General features: G+C 71.2%; 8 protein-coding genes. 2 read left to right on the top strand and 6 right to left on the bottom strand.

What is annotated here, in order from left to right:
- Positions 1–59: 59 nt before the first annotated feature.
- Positions 60–6,881 (top strand): polymorphic toxin-type HINT domain-containing protein, encoded by a 6,822-nt coding sequence (locus tag ACIBKX_RS03955; RefSeq protein ID WP_363270563.1) that lies wholly within the window; start codon positions 60–62, stop codon positions 6,879–6,881.
- 858 nt (positions 6,882–7,739) lie between these two features.
- Here the strand turns inward: ACIBKX_RS03955 and ACIBKX_RS03950 are convergent.
- Together ACIBKX_RS03950 and ACIBKX_RS03945 are read right to left on the bottom strand one after the other, a co-directional pair.
- Complete coding sequence (locus tag ACIBKX_RS03950; RefSeq protein WP_363270564.1) at positions 7,740–9,314, bottom strand: GAF domain-containing protein; 1,575 nt, start codon at positions 9,312–9,314, stop codon at positions 7,740–7,742.
- A gap of 88 nt (positions 9,315–9,402) precedes the next feature.
- Positions 9,403–10,440: a rod shape-determining protein gene (locus tag ACIBKX_RS03945; protein WP_363270565.1), complete on the bottom strand. Its 1,038-nt coding sequence runs from the start codon at positions 10,438–10,440 to the stop codon at positions 9,403–9,405.
- 325 nt (positions 10,441–10,765) lie between these two features.
- On the opposite strand from ACIBKX_RS03945, the gene ACIBKX_RS03940 reads away from it, so the two are divergent.
- Positions 10,766–12,037: an MFS transporter gene (locus ACIBKX_RS03940; protein WP_363270828.1), complete on the top strand. Its 1,272-nt coding sequence runs from the start codon at positions 10,766–10,768 to the stop codon at positions 12,035–12,037.
- 151 nt (positions 12,038–12,188) lie between these two features.
- Here the strand turns inward: ACIBKX_RS03940 and ACIBKX_RS03935 are convergent, their stop codons facing one another.
- The 4 genes from ACIBKX_RS03935 to ACIBKX_RS03920 are packed head-to-tail and all read right to left on the bottom strand — an operon-like array spanning position 12,189 to position 19,571.
- On the bottom strand, positions 12,189–16,289 hold the full coding sequence (locus ACIBKX_RS03935; RefSeq protein ID WP_363270566.1) for an SAV_2336 N-terminal domain-related protein: 4,101 nt from the start codon (positions 16,287–16,289) through the stop codon (positions 12,189–12,191).
- A 1-nt stretch (position 16,290) separates the two neighbouring features.
- Positions 16,291–17,316, bottom strand: coding sequence for a MoxR family ATPase (locus ACIBKX_RS03930; RefSeq protein WP_363270567.1), 1,026 nt, complete (start codon positions 17,314–17,316; stop codon positions 16,291–16,293).
- Positions 17,317–17,364: 48 nt separating this feature from the next.
- Entirely contained in the window at positions 17,365–19,080 is a 1,716-nt protein-coding gene (locus tag ACIBKX_RS03925) for a trypsin-like peptidase domain-containing protein (RefSeq protein WP_363270568.1), read from the bottom strand.
- Positions 19,077–19,571 (bottom strand): CU044_2847 family protein, encoded by a 495-nt coding sequence (locus tag ACIBKX_RS03920; RefSeq protein ID WP_363270569.1) that lies wholly within the window; start codon positions 19,569–19,571, stop codon positions 19,077–19,079. The genes ACIBKX_RS03925 and ACIBKX_RS03920 overlap by 4 nt, the downstream gene beginning before the upstream one ends.
- Positions 19,572–19,622: the final 51 nt, after the last annotated feature.

The raw sequence follows: 19,622 nt of genomic DNA, 5'->3' as shown, positions 1-19,622 counted from the left end.
GGCACCCGCTCACCCGGCACACCCCTCTTGTGAAGGACTGATCTCTGACGATGAACGGCATGACCAGACCGCGCCGGTTCGGCGCGGTACGACGAAGAGTGGCCCTGGCGGTGTCCGCCGTGATGGTGGGCACGCTGGTGCAGGCGGTGAGCGCACCGGTCGCGACGGCGGACGGCGGTGGCAGACCGGACCTTCCCTCGGCGGAGAAGCCGGTCAAGGGCCGGGACGGCATCAAGGTCGAGCCGCGCAAGGTGGCCAAGGGGCCGAAGACTCCGAAGCGGGCGCCGAAGGTGGCCTGGCCGAAGGCCGGGGCTGCCGTGGTGGAGATCCCGGAGGCGGCGGCCAAGGAGGCCGGGAAAGCCGTCAAGGCAAAGGGGCTGCCGCTGGCCGTCGGGGTGTCGAAGGCGACCGACTCCAAGCGTCCGGGCCGTAGCGTAAAGGCGGCAGCCGCACCTGCGGCGGGCGGTGTCGAGGCGCGCGTCCTGAGCCGCAAGGCGGCCGAGCGGGCCGGGGTGAACGGTGTGCTGTTCACCCTCGACTCGGGGAACGAGAAGAGCGACAAGCCCGGCACGGTCAGGGCGACACTCGACTACTCCGGCTTCGCCGAGGCCTTCGGCGGCGGCTACGCGTCCCGTCTCACGCTGGTCCAGTTGCCTGCCTGTGCCCTGGACACCCCGGCGAAGCAGCAGTGCCGTACCGCCGAGCCGGTCCGGACGGTCAACGACACGGAGAAGCAGACGCTGACCGCCGACAAGGTGGCGCTGCACTCGTCGGGGGAAACCGTACTGGCCGCGGTCGCGGAGGAGGAGAGCGAGAACAGCGACTACAAGGCAACCTCGCTGTCGCCCTCCGCAACCTGGAACACGGACCTGAACACCGGTGACTTCTCCTGGTCGTACGACATGCCGGTGCCCGGGGTGCCAGGTGACCTGAAGCCGGAGTTGGGCCTCTCGTACTCCTCCAGCGCCATCGACGGACGGTCCGGTTCGACGAACAACCAGTCCTCCTGGGTCGGCGACGGATTCGACCTGTGGCCCGGCTACATCGAGCGCCGCTACAAGCCCTGTGCCGACGACGGTGAAGAGCACGCGGACGGCAACAAGCCCGGCGACCAGTGCTGGGACTACGACAACGCGTTCATCACCTTCAACGGCAAGGGCGGCGAGCTGGTCCCCGCCGGGGACGGCGAGTTCAAGTTCAAGCAGGACGACGGCAGCCGCATCAAGAAGCTGTCGTCCACCGACCGCGGCAACGGCGACAACGACGGCGAGTACTGGCGTCTGACCGACCCCGACGGCGTCCGCTACTACTTCGGCTACAACCGGCTGCCCGGCTGGGCGGACGGCAAGACCACCACGGAATCCACTTGGACGGCGCCGGTCTTCGGCAACAACGCCGACGATCCCTGCCACAAGGCGTCCTTCGCCGACTCCTGGTGCCAGCAGGCATGGCGCTGGAACCTCGACTACGTCGTGGACCCGCGGGGCAACGCGATCGCGTACTACTACGACCAGGAGAAGAACTCCTACGGCCGCAACCTGGAGGCCAAGGACAACACCCGCTACACCCGCGGCGGTTCGCTCAGCCGCATCGAGTACGGCCTGAAGTCCTCGGCGATGTACGGAGGAAAGCCGCTGGCCAAGGTCGACTTCGCCACTTCGGAACGCTGCCTGCCGGACAGCAACACCGACTGCTCGGACATCGGCAAGGACGCCTTCTACTGGTACGACACGCCCTGGGACATGAACTGCCCGGAGGCGGCGGACTGCGACCAGGGCCGCCTGTCCCCGACGTTCTTCACCCGCAAGCGGCTGACCGGCGTCACCACCCAGGTCCTCAACGGTGATGCCTACAGCAAGGTCGACTCCTGGAAGCTGGGCCACCGCTGGGGCATGGCGGACGTCGACTACCAGCTGCTGCTCGACTCCGTCCAGCGCACCGGTCACACGGCCGAGCCCGCGGTGACGCTGCCGAAGACGACCTTCGCCTACACCCAGCTGGCGAACCGCCTGGACAAGACCGGCGACGGCTACGCGCCGTTCATCAAGGCCCGCCTGTCCACGGTCGCCGACGAGTCCGGCGGCCAGATCGACGTCAACTACTCGGCGCCGGCCTGCGACTGGGACGCCCTGCCCACGCCGCAGTCCAACACCACCCGCTGCTTCCCGCAGTACATCGGCGGTTCCAGCACGGACGATCCGGAGCGCCAATGGTTCAACAAGTACGTCGTCACCTCCACGACCAACACCGACCGCACCGGCGGCGCCCCCGACGCGGTGACCGCATACGAGTACCTGGGCGACGCGGCCTGGCACTACGACGATGACGACGGCCTGACCAGGAAGAAGTTCAAGACGTGGTCCCAGTGGCGCGGCTATGGCCACGTCCGGGTCAAGACGGGTGGCCAGGGCGGCGGCGACGCGCTCAAGTCGCAGGAGGACTCCTACTTCCTGCGCGGTATGGACGGGGATCGCAAGGACACCTCCGGCGGCACCAAGTCCGTCAGCGTCTCGCTGGGCGAGGGCGAGGGCGACCCGATCACGGACCACGAGTCGGCGGCCGGATTCGCCTACAAGACCGCCACCTACTCCGGTCCCGGCGGCAAGATCCTCGACAAGACGGTGAATCGTCCCTGGCGCCACGAGACCGCGAAGAAGGTCCGCGACTGGGGCACGGTGACCGCGAACTTCACCGGCAACGCCCACTCCAAGACCTGGACGTCCCTGGACGACGGTGCGGGCACGGACTGGCGGATCACCTCCACCGCGACGGACTTCGACACCGTCGCGGGCCGGGTCACCCAGGTCGACGACCTCGGCGACAACGCCACGGCCGCCGACAACCAGTGCACCCGCACCACCTACGCCACCAACACCGCCGACAACATCCTCACCCTGCCCTCTCGCGTGGAGACCGTCGCCGTCAAGTGCGCCGACACCCCCGACCGGGCCAAGCAGGTCATCTCCGACATCCGCACCGCCTATGACGGCGGCGCCTACGGGGCGGCGCCCACCAAGGGCGACGCCACGGCGACCGCCACGCTGAAGAAGCACGTCGGAACCAAGGCCACCTACCTGGAATCCGGCGCGACCTTCGACGACTACGGCCGCCGGCTGACCGCCACCGACCTGACCGCCGACGTCACCGCCACGGGCAGCGACGCTCCCGTGCGGACGGTCCGTTCGGACGGTCGCAAGGCGACCACCGCCTACAGCCCGGCCACCGGCTTCCCCACGAAGCTCACCGAGACCAGTCCGCCGGTCAAGGCGGCCGACGCGACCTCGGTGCAGACCACGGTCACCGAGCTGGAGCCGCTGCGCGGCCAGCCCAAGGCGACGGTCGACACCAACACCAAGCGCACCGAGATGACGTACGACGCGCTCGGCCGCTCCGAGAAGGTGTGGCTGGCCGACCGCAGGACCAGCCAGACGCCCAGCTACCAGTTCACCTACTTCGTGGACGAGGGCCAGCCGGTCACGGTCCGCACCCAGACCGTGAACAACGAGGGCGGCCAGGTCGCCTCGTACACCCTCTACGACGGGTTCCTGCGCGAACGCCAGAACCAGGCCCCCGGCCCGGACGCCGGCCGCGTCCTCAGTGACGTCTTCTACGACGAACGCGGCCTGACCACCAAGACGTTCGCCCCCTACTACACCCAAGGCGCCCCCAGCCGGACGCTGTTCAAGCCCGCCGACGCGCTGGGCGTGGAATCCCAGACCCGCACCGCCCACGACGGTCTGGGGCGCGCGGTCGAGGAGCGGCAGATCGCCGGGAACGGCGACGGCGGCACCGTACTCGGCATCACCAAGACCATCCACGGCGGCGACCGCACCACGGTCATCCCGCCCGAGGGCGCCACCGCCACCACCACCCTCACCGACGCCCGCGGCAATGCGACCGAGCTGCGCCAGCACCACACCCGCAGCCAGAGCGCAGCCTTCGACACCACGTCGTACGCCTTCACCCCGCGCGGCGAACTGGCCAAGGTCACCGACCCCGCGGGCAACAACTGGACGTACTCCTACGACCAGCTGGGACGCCAGACCGAGACCACGGACCCGGACAAGGGCACCACGAAGAGCACCTACGACGACCGTGGCCAGCTGACCACCACCACCGACGCCCGCGGCACGACACTGGCCAGCGTCTACGACAACCTGGGCCGCAGGACCGAACTGCGCAAGGACAGTGCCACCGGCGAACTGCGCGCCAAATGGGTCTACGACACGATCGTCGGCGCCAAGGGCCAACTGGCCGAGTCCACCCGCTACGTGGACGGCGCCGCTTACACCTCGAAGGTCACCGGCTACGACCGGCTCTACCGGCCGATGAAGACCGCCGTGGTGATCCCCGACAAGGAAGGCGCCCTGGCCGGCACCTACCAGAGCGGCACCAACTACCTGCCCTCCGGCCTGGTCGGCTCAATCAGCTACTCCGCAGCGGGCTCCCTGCCCGGCGGCGGCTACTCCACCACGTACGAGAAGGAGACCCTGCGCCCCGTCTCCGTCCTGGGCGACGGTTTCCAGGCCGACACCAGCTATTCGCTGACCGGCAAGCCGCTCCAGTACGCACTGGGCAGCACCGGCGGCGGCAAGAAGACCTGGGCCACCAACACGTACGAGTGGGGCACCCAGCGTCTGGCCACCTCCCGCGTCGACCGCCAGGACCAGCCCGGCGTCGACCAGCTCGACACCTACGGATACGACCAGGCCGGCAACATCCTGTCCGTCTCGGACGTCTCCCGCACCGGCACCGACACGCAGTGCTTCACCTACGACTACCTGCGCCGCATGACGGAGGCCTGGACGCAGGGCGACAAGACCTGCGCCACCGCCCCGGCCGGTGACAAGACCGGTGGTCCCGCCCCCTACTGGCACTCCTACACCTACGACAAGGCCGGCAACCGCCTCGCCGAAACCCTCCACGACACCGGCGGCGACAGCACCAAGGACACCAAGCGCACCTACGACTACCCCAAGCCGGGTGACCCGCAGCCCCACACCCTGACCTCGGTCACCTCCCAACTGCCCGGCGGAACCGCCACCAAGGACTCCTACGGCTACGACCAGACCGGCAACACCACGACCCGCACCCTGCGCGGAGACACCCAGACCCTGGCCTGGGACGCCGAAGGCCACCTCGCCAAGGTCACCGAACCCGTCGAGGGTGAGGCGGACAAGGTCACGGAGTATCTGTACGACACCGAGGGCGCGCGCCTGATCGCACGTACCCCGACCGAGACCACCCTCTACCTCGGCCACACCGAAGTCACCCTGCCCAAGGGCGCGGCCAAGGCCAAGGCCACCCGCTACACCCCCCTGGGCGGTGGCCACCAGGCGGTCAAGGAAGACAACGGCACCATCACCTTCACCACCGCCGACCACCAGGGCACCGGCCAACTCTCCGTCGCCGCCACCGACCTGGCCCTGACCCAGCGCCGCACCCTGCCCTTCGGCGGCCCGCGCGGCGAGGCGCCGAAGTCGTGGCCCGGCACCAAGGGCTTCGTCGGCGGCACCGACGACACCAAGTCCACGGGACTCACTCACCTGGGGGCCCGCGAATACGACCCGAGCACGGGACGGTTCATCTCCGTCGACCCGATCATGGATCTGACGAACCCCCAGCAGATCAACGGCTACACCTACAGCAGCAACAACCCTCTTACCTTCAGCGATCCCACAGGGCTGAAGGAGTGCGCCGGCGACTTCTGCAGGCCCGGCGAGGACTGGGTGGACCGTCACGGCGACTATCACAAGGGCAACAAGAAGAAGGGGACTGTTACCAGCAAGGGCAACGGGGGCCACAGCCGTGGGGGCAACAGCGGTTACAGCGGACCGCTTCCGTCGCCTCGCCCCAACGCGGCTCCCGTACCCGGCCCGTATTACACGGACAACGCTGACCCGGTCGCGAATTTCCTGGGTCTGGCGTTCGAGGCCGGCAAGGCTCTTGTGCTGCCTGACACCGAGGCGTGGAAGGGCTGCATGGAGGGCGAAGTCGGGTGGAGTGGTTGCGGCGGCGCATTCGCTGACCTGCCCACGCCTGCGAAGGCCCTGAAACTTCTCAAGCTCAGAAAGCTCAAGGAGGGCGAGGAAGCCGCAGAGGCGGCAGGTAAGTCGAAGAAGGGCGCCCCCTCCGGCTGCAGGTGTTTCCTCGCCGGCACCGACGTCCTCATGGCCGAAGGCACGAGCAAGAACATCGAGGACGTCGAACTCGGCGACAAAGTCCAGGCCACTGACCCGGAAACCGGTGAAACAAGCGAACGCGAAGTCACGGCGACGATCGTCACCGACGACGACAAGCAGTTCACCGAACTCACCATCAAGACACCTGACGGCACCGAGAAGCTCACGGCCACGTACGAGCATCCCTTCTGGTCAGTGGACAAGAAGGACTGGGTCGAGGCCGGAGACCTCAAGCCGGGCATGACCCTGCGTACGGACGACGACCGCACCGTCACGGTGGCAGCCACTCGTCAGTACCGGGACCACCAGCGCACCTACAACCTCACCGTTGAGGGCCTCCACACGTACTATGTGCTGGCCGGGACAATGCCAATTCTCGTGCACAACGCGGATTGCTGGAGTTCCACTAGGCGTAAGACGTCTGTTCAGAATGCCCTCGGGCACTGGAACAAGCACAAATCGGAATTCCCGAACCTCAACAATGCGAAGGAATACGTTGAGGCGGGTAAGAAGTTTCTCGGCAGTGCGGATCCGAGTGTTCTGACCCGGACGAGATCGAATGGTGACGTGATTCGTTTCAACCCTGCCACGAATGAGTTCGGAGTAATGGATCCCTCCGGGGTGCCACGCACATACTTTAAGCCAGACCCATCTTCTCACGGGTACCCGACAAATCTGGACTACTTCAATGCTCAATGACGGAAGCCTGCACTGCCGGGTCTGCGGCCTGCTGCAATGTGATCCTCCATGGGGGGAAGACGGTAGCGCGCCGAGCTACGAAATCTGCGACTGCTGTGGGGTTGAGTTTGGATACGAGGATTCGACGATGTCGGGTATCGCCCGCGCTCGAAGTAAGTGGCGCGATTCAGGGTATCGGTGGGCGAATCCCTCGGCTCGTCCTCAGGGCTGGGAGCCTGACGTGCAATTGTTGGGTGCCTGGCATGGGGAAGAGTTCTAGCGCGACTCATTCCGTACGAGCGTCAATTAGTGAGTTGAGCGGCAGCGTCATTCGGGTAGCCAGTAGCTGACTACCCGCAAATGCGCAGGGGGCTCTACCGGCGGGGTCGCCGGTAGGGCCCCCTGGGGCTCGTGCACCCGAGGGGCTAGTCGGCGGCGAGAGGTCGAATCGCATCCTTGATGGTCACAGGTACCCAGGGGCGGCGGGTAAGGACGCCTTCCCGACGGGGTGGTCCGACGTGGCATCTTCGATGATTGGAGGACCATGGAGACGGGCGTGAATCTGAAGGAAGTCTTGCATCGTCTGGATGATCCTGGTGGCCAGAATCACTGGAGGTGACATCGGTTCGCGGGACGAGGATCGTTGTCCTGGTGAGTCGGTTCAAGCCATTGGCAATGGTGGCGGCCGACAACCCTGGCGCCTTCTTGGGTACGGATGAAGCGCTCGCCCGTTTCCACGGTTCCGGGGGGCCGAGTTGGTGGGACCGGTTCTTCGGTTCCTTCTGATGGATCTCAAGTGCCGGGATTCATGCCGTCGGTGTAGACACCAGCCCCGCCGAGCCGTGCTCGGCGGGGCGCCTGTCGGCGCCTCGCCCCGAGCTAGAGCGGTGCCTGCCAAGTGACCGTGGTTCCCGAGCCCACCCCGTCCGTCGTGCCGTCGTCGTACACCGTCAGGCGGACTCCCTCGCGGCCGTCCGGGAGGGTGGCCCGGGCGTCTACCGCCACCTCGATGCGGGTGACGTCGGGGCGGCGGGAGGCTGTCGCCAGGGCTCGGCGCAGGGCCGTCAGGAGGTGGGAGGCCGGGGGGTCCGTGATGTGGGTGTCCACCGCGCCCGTGAAGTGGACCGATGGCTGGATGCCGAGGACTGCCGCCGCCGTCGCCGTTTCGCGCAGGACCTTGCCGCGGAACGTGGTGGGGGCGTCGGCGGGGGGCTGCTGGAGGGCGAAGATCGCCGTGCGGACCTCCTGGATCGTGGACTCCAGTTCGTCCACCGCCTGGTCGAGCGTGGACTCCACCTTCGGTGAGCCCGCTCTGCGCCGGGTCGACTCGAGGATCATGCCCGTCGCGAAGAGCCGCTGGACGACCAGGTCGTGCAGGTCGCGGGCGATGCGGTCGCGGTCCTCGAACACCGCCAGGCGCCGTCTGCTCTGCTGGGCGTCCGCCAGGACCAGGGCCAGGGCCGCCTGGGACGCGAACTGCGTGGCGAGCAGGCGTTCCACGGACGTGTAGGCGCGGGCGCCCCTGCTGCGGGGGAGGGCCAGCGTGCCGATCAGGCGGCCGCCCGCCTGGAGCGGCAGCATCATGCTGGGGCCGAAGCGGGTCCGTACATGTGTCGTCATCCGCGGGTCGGTCGCCGAGTCCTCGATGAACACCGGCTCACCGCCCAGGAGTTGTTCCAGGACCGCGCTGCCGGGTTCGATCGTCGTGCCGATCAGGTCCGAGTGCCGGGTGGTCCGGGGGGACGCGTCGTCCCGCGTCGCCGCCGCCACGATCCGCATGCCGCCCTGGTCCGTCGGCTGCAGGATCACCGCCGCCGTCGCGTCCGCGAGGATCCTGGCCCGCCGCGCCACCGTCAGGAGCGCGTCCGCCGCCGGTTCGCCGGTCAGCAGGGCCGTCGTGACCGCCGCCGCGCCGTCGATCCAGCGCTCGCGCTGCCGGGCCGCCTCGTACAGCCGGGCGTTGCCGATCGCGATGCCCGCCTGGCCGGCCAGGACGCGCAGCAGCTGGCGGTCCTCGTCCGTGAAGGGGCCGCCGCGCTTCTCCGTGAGATAGAGGTTGCCGAACACCTCGTCGTGGACGTGGATCGGAACGCCGAGGAAGCTGTGCATCTCGGGATGGCCCCGCGGTACGCCGCACGAGCGGGGGTCGGCGGTCAGGTCGTCCAGGATCACCGGCCGCGGATCGGCGATCAGGGCGCCGATGATGCCCGCGTGGCCGTCCGGGAGGCGGCCGATGCGGGCCCGTTCGGCCTCCGTCAGGCCCGCCGTGAACAGGTCCGTGAGCCGGCCGTGTGCCGGGTCGATGACGCCCAGCGCGCCGTACCGGGCGCCGGTCAGCTCCGCCGCGCTGTCCACCAGGTGCTGGAGCGTGGCGTGCAGTTCCAGGTCCGTGCCGACACCGAGCACCGCGTCCAGGAGCGGTGCGAGGGGGAGCGGCAGGTCGGCACGGTTCATCGCGGGCCGCCCGGAGGCGGGGGCATCGGCATGGGGCACTTCCCGGAAGCTCGGCGGTGGCCGGCCCGTAGCGGCGAAGCCGGCCCGATCAGCCGGACAGCGGGTCGAGGACCAGCGGCTGGATCTTGCCCTCCAGCATCGCCCCGAGCCCGAGGACGGCGCACACATCCGGCCGTTCGGCGATCGCCACCGGCATCCCCGTGGCGTCCCGCAGCATCTGGTCAAGACCCGGCAGCAGCGCACTGCCGCCGACCATCATGATCCCGCGGTCCGCCAGGTCGGCCACCAGATCCGGCGGGCAGTCGCGCAGGACCTTGCCGATGCCGTCGAGCACGGCCGTCAGCGGGGTGTGGATCGCCTCGCGGACGGCGGCCGTGTCCACGTGCACCGAGCGGGCCAGGCCCGTGGCGACGTCGCGGCCGTGGATCTCGGTCGACTCCGGCCCCTGCGGAGTCAGCCCGTTGCCGCTCAGGGCCAGCTGAAGGGGGCGTACCGACTGGCTGGGAAGCATCAGTTCGTGGTGGTGGCGCAGATGCTGGACGATCGCGTGGTCGATGGCCTCGCCGCCGACCGGGATCCGCTGGGCCGTCACGATCGACCCGAGCGACAGGACCGCGACCTGCGTCGTCGCCGCCCCGCACACCAGGATCATCGTCGCCTCCGGCTGCTCCACCGGCAGCCCGCAGCCGACCGCGGCGGCGATCAGGGTGTCCACCAGCTCGACCCGGCGCGCCCCGAGCCCGACCATCGTCTCGACGGCGGCGCGCTGCGCGAGCGGATCCGCGTCGTGCGGGGTGCAGGCGGCGGCCCGCAGGCGGGGCTTGCGGCGCAGGGTGCGGCGCAGCTTCTCGCCGAGCAGATGCCGCAGCATGCGCTGGGCCATCTCGATGTCGACGACGGTGCCGCCGGAGACGGGGCGCACGACGCGGATGTAGCCGGGGGTGCGGCCCGTCATCTGCTCGGCGAACTGGCCCACCGCGATGAGCGCGCCCGTCCGCGTGTTCACGGCGGCGGCGCTCGGCTCGTCGACGACGAGACCCGCACCCTTCACGAACACCCGGGTCCTCGCGGCCCCCAGGTCGACGGCGATGTGGCAGCGACGCAACTGCTCCAGACTGACGGTCATGGCAGATCCTCCCGAGAGCGCAGACCGTACGGACCGTCGGACGACGGTCCTGTCTCGCATCGTGCGACGGCCGCTGGCGGGGCGCGCGCTGGGCTGAGCCGGGCGGGGTGCGGCCTTACGGGTGGTCTTGATCGCCTCTCCGGCGGCGCGGTTAGCATCCCGTGTGACGCATACGCCTCCGGAAGAAGACGAAGCCGCCGGCCCCGCATCATCCGAAGCAGGCGGCCCCGCACCATCCGGAACCGACGGCCCCGCACCATCCGAAGCCGGCGGCTCCGCATCGTCCGGAGCCCCCGAAGTCCCCGAAGCCGACGACAACCCCCCAATATCCCCGCTACCAGTGGAGCCCCACGCCTCCGTCACGAAAAGGCGGATACTCGCCGATCTGACGCCTTTGCGTACGTCCGTCGACTACCGGCGTCTCTGGGCCGGCGCCACGATCTCCTGGATCGGGCAGTCGATGACCTCGCTCGCGGTCTCCCTCCAGGTCTACGACCTCACCCGCTCCAGCTTCTCGGTCGGCCTGGTGGGGCTGTTCTCGCTCGTCCCGCTCGTCGTCTTCGGCCTGTACGGGGGCGCGATCGCGGACACCGTGGACCGGCGCAAGCTCGGCCTGTACTCGGCGTTCGGCTCCTGCGCGCTCTCGATGGTGCTGGCCGCGGCTGCCTTTGCCGGCTTCCACCACGTGTGGTTCCTGTACGCCGTGGTCGCGCTGCAGGCGGTCTGCGGGGCGCTGAACCTGCCGGCCCGCTCGTCGATGATCCCGCGGCTCCTGCCGCCCGAGCAACTGCCCGCCGCCAACGCGCTGACGTCGATGTCGACGACCTCGGGCCTGATGTTCGGCCCCATGCTGGGCGGTCTCGTCGTCGGCCTGTGGGGCTATCAGGCGGCGTACGCCATCGACGCGGTGGCGTTCTCCGCCGCGCTGTACGCGATGTGGCGGCTGCCCGCGATGCGGCCGCTGGGGGTGGCGGCCGGCGCGAAGAGGGCCTCGGTCCTGGGCGGACTGCGCTTTCTCGCCACTCGCCCCAACCTGCGGATGACCTTCTTCACGGACCTGTGCGCGATGGTGCTCGCGCATCCGCGTGCGCTGTTCCCCGCGGTGGCGGGCGTGTGGTTCGGGGGCGACGCGACGACGGTGGGCCTGCTGGTCGCGGCGCCCGCGGTGGGGTCGCTCCTGGGCACCGTCTTCTCCGGGTGGATCGGGCGGATCCGCCGCCACGGGCTCGCGATCCTGCTGGCGGTGGCGGGCTGGGGCGCGGCCGTCGCGGTCTTCGGGCTGACCCGGAATCTCTGGCTGGGGCTGCTGTTCCTCGCGCTCGCCGGGTGCGCGGACACCGTGTCCATGGTGTTCCGTACGACGATGGTGCAGGCGGCGGTGCCGGACGAGCTGCGGGGCCGGTTGCAGGGGGTCTTCATCGTGGTGGTCGCGGGCGGACCGCGGCTCGGGGACTTCGTGGCGGGGGCGGTGGGGGACGCGACCTCGCCGGTGGTCGCGGTCACCGGGGGTGGGGTTGCGTGTGTGGTGGCGGTGGGGCTGTTGGCCGTGAAGTGGCGGGGGTTTGCCCGGTACGACGCGCGGGCGCCGGAGGCGTGAGGCGGGTTCGGGGGGGCGTGAGGCAGGCCGGGGGTGTTCAGGCGCCGTGCACCGAGTCGAGCGGGCCGGGGGTGTTCAGGTGCCGTGCACCGAGTCGAGCGGGCCGGGGGCGTTCAGGTGCCGCGCACCGCGTCGAGCGGGCCGGGGGCGTTCAGGTGCCGCGCACCGCGTCGATCAGTGAGGCGAGCGAGTCCAGCGTCAGCTCGCAGCCGTCCGTCCGGAGCCTGCGGTACGACGTCTCGTCGCGCCGGTAGCCGACGAACGGCAGCCCGATCCGCCGCGCGGCGAGCAGCTCCGCCGACGAGGAGCCGATCATCACGGCGTGCCCGGCATCGGTGTCCAGGGCCAGCAGCGAACGGCGCAGACAGTCCGGGTCCGGCAGCAGGGGCGAGTCCGCGCGGCGGCCGTGCGCGCCGCCGGAGACCCGGTCGGCGAGGCCGCGCCGGGTGAGCAGCTCCGCCATCACGTCCGCGTCGCAGTCCCCGGCGACCGCGACGGCCAGGCCCCGTTCGGCGAGGGTGTTCAGGAGCTGGGGCAGGTGCGGGGTCGGCCGGGCGTTCTGCAGGCTCTGCCACTCGATGTCCCGGAGCCGGGCGCGGAGTTCACCGGCCGAGCCGTGGTCCCGCTGGGCCCGCAGTACGTCCGCCGGGTGCACGCCGCCCTCGTACCCCTCCAGCTCCCCGGCGGTCAGCGGAGGCCGGCCGGCGAGGGCGTCGTCGACGTCGAGGGACTCCGTGAGGGTGCCCATCAGGCTCAGCACCGCGGCGCGGGCCCGCGCCGCGGTGTAGAGCGGCACGACCGGGCCGTCGAAGCCGAGGACCACGGCGGTACGCCCGGCCAGCAGGGCGCTGAGCGGGGCGGAGGTCGCGGTGGGCGCGGGGTGGGCGCCGGCGGGCGCCGTGAGCTCGCAGTACCAGTCGTCGGACTGCGGGACCGGCTCGAACCGGGTCTCGCCCATGCGGCCCGAGCGGGTGAGCCTGTCGTGCAGGTCGTTGGAGACGATCACCACGGCGCGGCTTCCGGGGCGGTTGAAGACGTGCCGCAGCTCGGCGGGGAAGGCCGCGGCGGACACGGTGGGGTCCGGTTCGTGGGTGACGGTGATGCCGAGTCCGATGTGCGGCAACTCCGCGAGTGCGGCGGGGAGTTGATGCAGCATCGCGGTCAGGGCGTGCAGGACGTGCACCTCTGGGGTGACGGCCACGTCCCAGCCGCGGGGGCGGGGGCGCAGCTCGAAGTGGTCGGGGCCGATGCCGCCGACGATGAGGAGGTGCGAGATCTCCCGGCCCAGCTTGTGCAGGGTCTCCGACTGGGTGCCGGAGGGGCGGGTGACGTACTCGAAGGTGAGGGTGGTCCCCGGGGGCGTCGGCTGGTCGTCCGGGAGTTCGCGGGTGACGCCGAGGTCGTCTAGCTGGGCGCTGGGGAGTTCTTCGTGGGGGGCGAGGACCTCGTCCTCGGTGTGGGGGAACTCGTCCAGGATTTCCTCCCGCTCGGCCGTCTCCCGTTCCGTCTCGCCCAGCTCGTCGGTCAGCTCCTCGCGCATCCGCAGCAGGGACAGCCGCAGTTCGCCGATGGTCGTGCGGGTGGCCCGCGCCGCCGGGCCGGGGACCCCCTTCAGCGGGGTGCCGCGCCACAGGTCGAGGGCGGACTGGATGAGCTCACGGGCGCGGGTGGGGTCGCCCGCGAAACGGGCGTCGCGGGCGTCGTCGTGGAGCCGCTGGGCGTGGAAGAGGTCGATGACGTCCGGGCCGGACGGCAAGGGCAGGGTGTAGCCGATGTCGTCGGCGATCAGGGTGTCGGGGGCGAGGGTGTTGGCGAGGCGGTGCGCGTGGGCGCGGAGATCGCCCTCCGCCCGGGGGGAAACGGTCGCCCAGATTCCCTGGATCAGTTCGGTGAACGGCACGGTCCGGCCCCGGTTGAGCAGGAGCATGCACAGCACGGCCTGCTGCTCCGGGGCGTCGACGGCGAGGCGGTGGCCGTGCTGGGTGACGCGGAGCGGTCCGAGCAGGGAGTACGAGCGGGTGTGGTCCGTGGGTGAGGACAGGTGGATGAGGCGCGCGAGGCCGCTGTCCTTGACGTCCGGGTCGCCGGAGCGCAGCTCCTCGACGGCCCTGGCCAGCCTGAGCTGGAGCGTTCCCGTGGGCGTGGCACCCTTCATCTGGTCGACCAGGGAGGCGAGCGCGTTCAGGGCATTACGACGCTGCCACTCGCTGTGTTCGTTGAGGGCGAAGTCGCCGGTCAGGACCGGGCCGAGGGTCGGCGTGACGACGATCTGCGAGGCACGGAGGGTCTGCAGGGAGAGCCGGCCTTCGGTGATCGCCTTGACGGCCGATGCCAACGGGGGCACGACGGAGAGGAGTTGGGAGGGGCGCAGGCCGCCCCGGTACTGGAAGAGGAGCGACTGCAGGCTGGCACCCGGCACGAACTCCGTGACCCAGTAGGGCACCGGATTGCCGGACGTGATGGCGATTCCGTGGGCGACGACGGGTGCCACGTTCTCGTGGCGGAACGCGACGAGCCGGTCCAGCTGCTCCGACGCGTACGGCAGGAACATCGGGTACTGCTTCACCACCACGACACTCCCCGGACGGCGGACGTCCTCGGCCCGCCAGGTGGTGCCGTTCGGGCTGAGCTGCTCCAGGAACCGGTAGCGCCCGTCGAACAGGCCCGTCTCCGTGCCCAACTGCCGTACGCTCTCCGGCGAAACCGTCGCGAACGGATCGCCCGCGGCCGCCCCGGAACCACCCCCGCCCCCCGGCGTCGAAGCCACCGCCCGCAGTTCCCCGGGCGCGACCCCCGCCCGCTCGTCGATCAGCCCGCCCACCCGCGCGAGCAACTCCCGGGTGCGTCCACGCGCGGTACGCGGCAGGGTGCGCAGGAGCAACTCCCGTACGCCGGAGCGGAATTCATATGCCCCGGCGCCCACGCCGGAGGACAGCATGCCGCTCAGGATCACCTCCGCCAGATGCTGCGGGCGAGGGCGTTCCTCCACCGCCGCCTGGACAAGCCGCATCACCTTCAGTCGCGGCTCGCCCACCGCCAGGTGGCCCGCCAGGCGGAAGGCCTCCGGGGAGGCGGTGGAGCGGAAGTTGAGGACCAGGTCCTCCGGGGTGAGGCTGGTGACGTCCGGGGCGTCGGGCACCGTCGGCGAAGGAGTCCGGGGCAACCACCCCACCGCACCCGGCAGTTGACCGCCCCCGGCGTCCGCCACCAGTGACGCCCAGTGGGACAGCCAGGTCCCGGACGGTTCGAGGACCGGGACCGGCACGGCGTCGGCCGGCGGTGCCTCGTCGCCGTACGGAGCGAGCGTGAGGGCGGCGGACGGGGCCGCCGGGTGGGGTGCCGACAGGAGCCCCGGAGTCGTGGGGAGCGCCGTGGTACGCCAGAGGCGTTCCGGGAGTGGCTGGATCAGGGCCAGCGGCAGCTGCCGCGCCCAGCGGCGCAGGACGCGGTACCAGCGGGTGCCCGCCGGGCCAGGCCGCCACTGCGGGCCCATGCAGTCGCTGATCAGGAGCACGACCGTGCGGCCCGTGGCGGGCGCGTGGGCCGCCAGGGGCGGAACCGTGCCGTCCGGGTCCGCGCGGTGCAGCTCGACCGTGCGGAAGATGCCGGACTGGGCGAACGCGGTGTGGAGTTCGTGGACCAAGGGGCGCCAGATCGGCATCGTCGGGCCCGCGTCGTACACCAGGCACAGCCGCAGCCAGCGCTCGTCGGCGGGGCGCAGGACCGGCAGCCAGGCGCGCGGATGGCCGCCGAGCCGCGCGATGCGGTGGGCGGTCGCCTCCTCGTCGATGACCTGGCCCACGGGAGAGGGCACCCGGCGCTTGAGGGGGCGCAGGGCGCGTTGCAGGGCGAGGGGGTGCGTCACCATCGGGGGGACGGGGACGCGGAGGGTCGTGTCGGTCGAGGTTTCCGGCGTGGGGCGGGGAGCCGGGGCCTCGCCCGCCGGGCCCCGCCTTCCCGAAGTGCCGGCGCCCGTGGGCTCCGGGAGCCGCAGCGGTACCCGGTCGTCCGGGGGCGGCGCGGGGGCCGTGTCCGTCCGGGGCGGCTCCGGACGTGACGGCTGCACGGGTGTGGACGGCGCCACGTCGTGGGCGGCGGCGTCCGGGGGTGTCGGGGCGGGCCGCCCGTCGTCGTCCATCTGCCGGCTCAGCCACAGCAGTTCGGCCAGCTCGACGGAGGTCGGCCGGGAGCCGTCCGCCGTCAGCGCGAGCAGATCGGCGAGCCGCGCGACCGGACCCTGGCGCGGGGGCACGTCAGAGTCCATCGGGGCCCGGGTCCGCCGACTGCGTCAGATACGGCATCAGCTGCTGGGCCAGCTTGTCGCGCGAGCCCGCGTCGATGCCCGCCGCACCGGTCAGATAGATCGCGTTCAGGAGCTGGTCGGTGGCCAGTTCGCCGCCCGTGCCGCGTTCCAGGAAGCGGGCGATGAGGCTACGGGCGTAGGCGTCGGGCTCGCCCAGGTGCGCCCGGACGATCTCCTCCAGGTGTTCGTCGCGCGGCTGGCGCAGCCGCAGCGTGACACAGCGGCGCAGGAAGGCGGGCGGGAACTCGCGCTCGCCGTTGCTGGTCAGGACCACGAAGGGGAAGGCGCGGCAGCGGACCCGGCCGCGCGACACCGGCACCGGGTCGTCCGAACCGTCGGACAGCAGGCTCGCCCTCGGGGTGTGCTTGGCGATCCGTACCAGCTCGGGAATCTCGTACTGGCCCTCCTCCAGGATGTTCAGGAGGTCGTTCGGCAGGTCCAGGTCGCTCTTGTCGATCTCGTCGATGAGCAGGGCGCGGGGGCGGGCGTAGGGCAGCAGCGCGGTGCCGAGGGGGCCGAGGCGGAGGTGGTCCTCGACGCCCGCGCGGCCGGGGCGGCGGCGCTGCGGATCGCGCACGGCCTCGTCCTTCGCCGCGTACAGGCGGGACAGCGGGTCGTACTGGTAGAGGCCGTCGGGCAGCGCGCTGCGGCTCGTGATGTTCCAGCGCAGGACCGGGCCGAGCCCCAGCTCCCGGGCCACCGCGTACGCGAGGCTCGACTTGCCGCTGCCGGGCGGGCCCGTCACCAGGAGCGGGCGCCTCAAGTACAGGGCAGCGTTGACCAGTTCGACGCAGTTCTCCGTCGCCCGGTAGGTGTGTGCCCGGTGCGTGCGGTCCGGTGAGGTCGCCGAGCCGTCGTCGGTGGGCGTGGGGAGGACCGGGCCGCCGTCGAAGTCGCGCCAGGGCGGCGGCGGGGGCAGCTGGGCGATGCCGTCGTGGGGCTCGCTCGTGCCGGTGTAGACGGGCCACAGGGACATGATCCGGGTTCTCCGTAGGGTCGGGCGGTTGTTCCGAGGCTGCTGTTCTCAGGCGACGGGCGAGTGGCTGTAGGCCGTGGGCGGGTCGGGGAAGCAGCGCGGGTCGTCCCAGAGGATCTGCACGTCCCGTGCCCAGTGTCTCTCCGGCTCGTCCGACGCCTCCGCCGTCTCCCGCAACGTCAGTATGGTGCGCGGCAGTTCGGCGGGCCGCAGTCCGTCCACATGGGTGGCGAGGCGGTCCAGGAACTCCGAACCGGCGCAACTGCCGTACGCCTCGCCGTGCTTGTCCGCGTCGGCGCAGCCCGTGCGCGGCCACAGCAGCACTGGCACTGGCGCGGTCAGCGACACGTCGAAGTGCGTCACCTCGGCGCCGGGAGCGGCCCGGTCGGCCCGCGGCGGCGAGGCGAACCCCGCGAGATCCGCGCCCTCCTGCCGCAGCCGGAACCGCAGTTTGCCCGGCTTCTCGCGGCTGCCGCACTCGACGCGGTGCAGCGCGGTCGGCGGGCGCCCCTCCAAGGCCTCCCATTTGCGGGCCAGTTGATGCCGCAAACCGCCCCTGCGGCGGGACCGGTCCGTGACGACCAGGGGGTACGAGCAGCCCAGCGGGGTCGGGTCGTCGGCGCCGCACGGCCACTGCGCGACCGGCCAGTTGAGCAGCTCGCGGGGCAGCACGAAGGCCAGCAACTCGTCCGTACCGGGAGCGAGATGGGAGAAGGCATCGTCGACCCGCGCCTGCACGAAGCTCCGTACGCCGTCCGTGGCGAGGGTGTCCGAACCGACCGGGTGGCGATGTCCCTCCCGGTACGCCGACACCTCGACCAGGAGCTTGCCGCCGCCCTCCCCGCTGTGCTTGATGTCGACGAGGATGGGCGACCAGTCGGGCGGCTCGCAGGCGGCGGGGCGGTCGGCGGGCTCCGGAGCCGCGAGGAGTCCGGCGAGACGGTCGGCGAGGCGGCCGAGGGCGTCCGGGTCGTCGACCTCCCAGAGCACGTACCAGGCCGCCGACCACAGGGAGTCGAAGCCGCCGAGCGGTACCGGCGGCCCGAGCGGGCCCACCGCGTCGTGGTACAGCCGCTCCGGATCGTCCGCCAGGCCTGATGAGGCCGCCCGCTCCACGAGTTCGCGCAGCCGCTCCTTCGCCGCCCTGCGGTGGCCCGGCGTGGGGATCAGGTCGCCGAGCGGGGCCCAGTAGCGGGCCATGACGGAGGCGGGCAGCATCCTGCCGTTGCGTACGCCGGTCGAGGCGTGCGGCGCGGCCGACACCATGCCCACTACCCGGTTGCTGTCCGCGAGGGTCACCGCGGCGCCGCTGAACCCCGGTGCGAGCGGCTGCCCGTGGGCGCTCCAGGCCTCCAGCTGCACCCACTCGTCGGCGATCAACTGGGCGGCGGTGGCGCGGTACTCGGCGAGGGTGCCCTCCGGGTAGCCCTTGGGAAAGCCGTACACGAGAAGCCGTGGCCGGGGCTCGGCGTAGGCGTCGTCCGGTGCCGCGAACTCGGCGGGCCGCACCGGAACCGGGCGGTCCAGTTCGAGCACGGCGAGGTCGCCGGGGTCGTCGCCGCGCCCGTCCCAGCCGCCGTGCGCGCATACGGCCGCCGGCAGCTCGCCCAGGTCGGCGCGGTGCGGGAAGGAGACGGCGATCTGCGCCCTGCCACTGCTCCGGACGACATGCGCGCAGGTCAGGACGTGCCGATCGGACACCAGGAATCCAGCGCCGATCTCGCCGCCGCAGACGATCCGGGCGTGCCACGATGCGCTGCTCATGAGGTGGCGCCGGCCTCCGGGGGCTGCTGGCCCTGCGTACCGGCGGCGGGCGCCTGCGCGGGGGCGGACGCCGTCGTCGACTGCTCCGGCGTCCACGCGAGCCGCACCGTCAGGTGCCCCTCCGCCGTCCCCTTCACGATCACCGCACCGGCCTCCGCCGACATCCGCACCCCGAACTCGATCTCCACCGAGTCCGGCCGCAGGCTGCCCTCCCGGAACACCCGCAGCGCGGACTCCGCCGCCGCGCGCGCACCCGCGAGCGACTGCTCGAAGGTGCGGACCGCCCGCGCGGGGCCGTCGCCGCCGCGCGAGATGAGGTGGGAGCCGTGGACGTCCGCCACGTCGGCCATCACGACCCGTGTGCCGTCGTCGGTCGTGAACTCCACCATGTCGTCCATCACTGCCCCCGTCGAACCCTTCGTGCCGTGTGCTGTTCCCTGGCCATGGGCGGCGGCCTTGTGCCCCGCCGACTGCATTGTCGTGGAAAGCACTTGTGGCTGTCAGCCGCCTTCCGGGCAACGGCCGGGAGACGGGTGGGGCTG

This window comes from Streptomyces sp. NPDC050658 (genome assembly GCF_044457025.1).
GTDB lineage: Bacteria > Actinomycetota > Actinomycetes > Streptomycetales > Streptomycetaceae > Streptomyces.
This window is presented reverse-complemented; position numbering and strand designations above follow the sequence as displayed.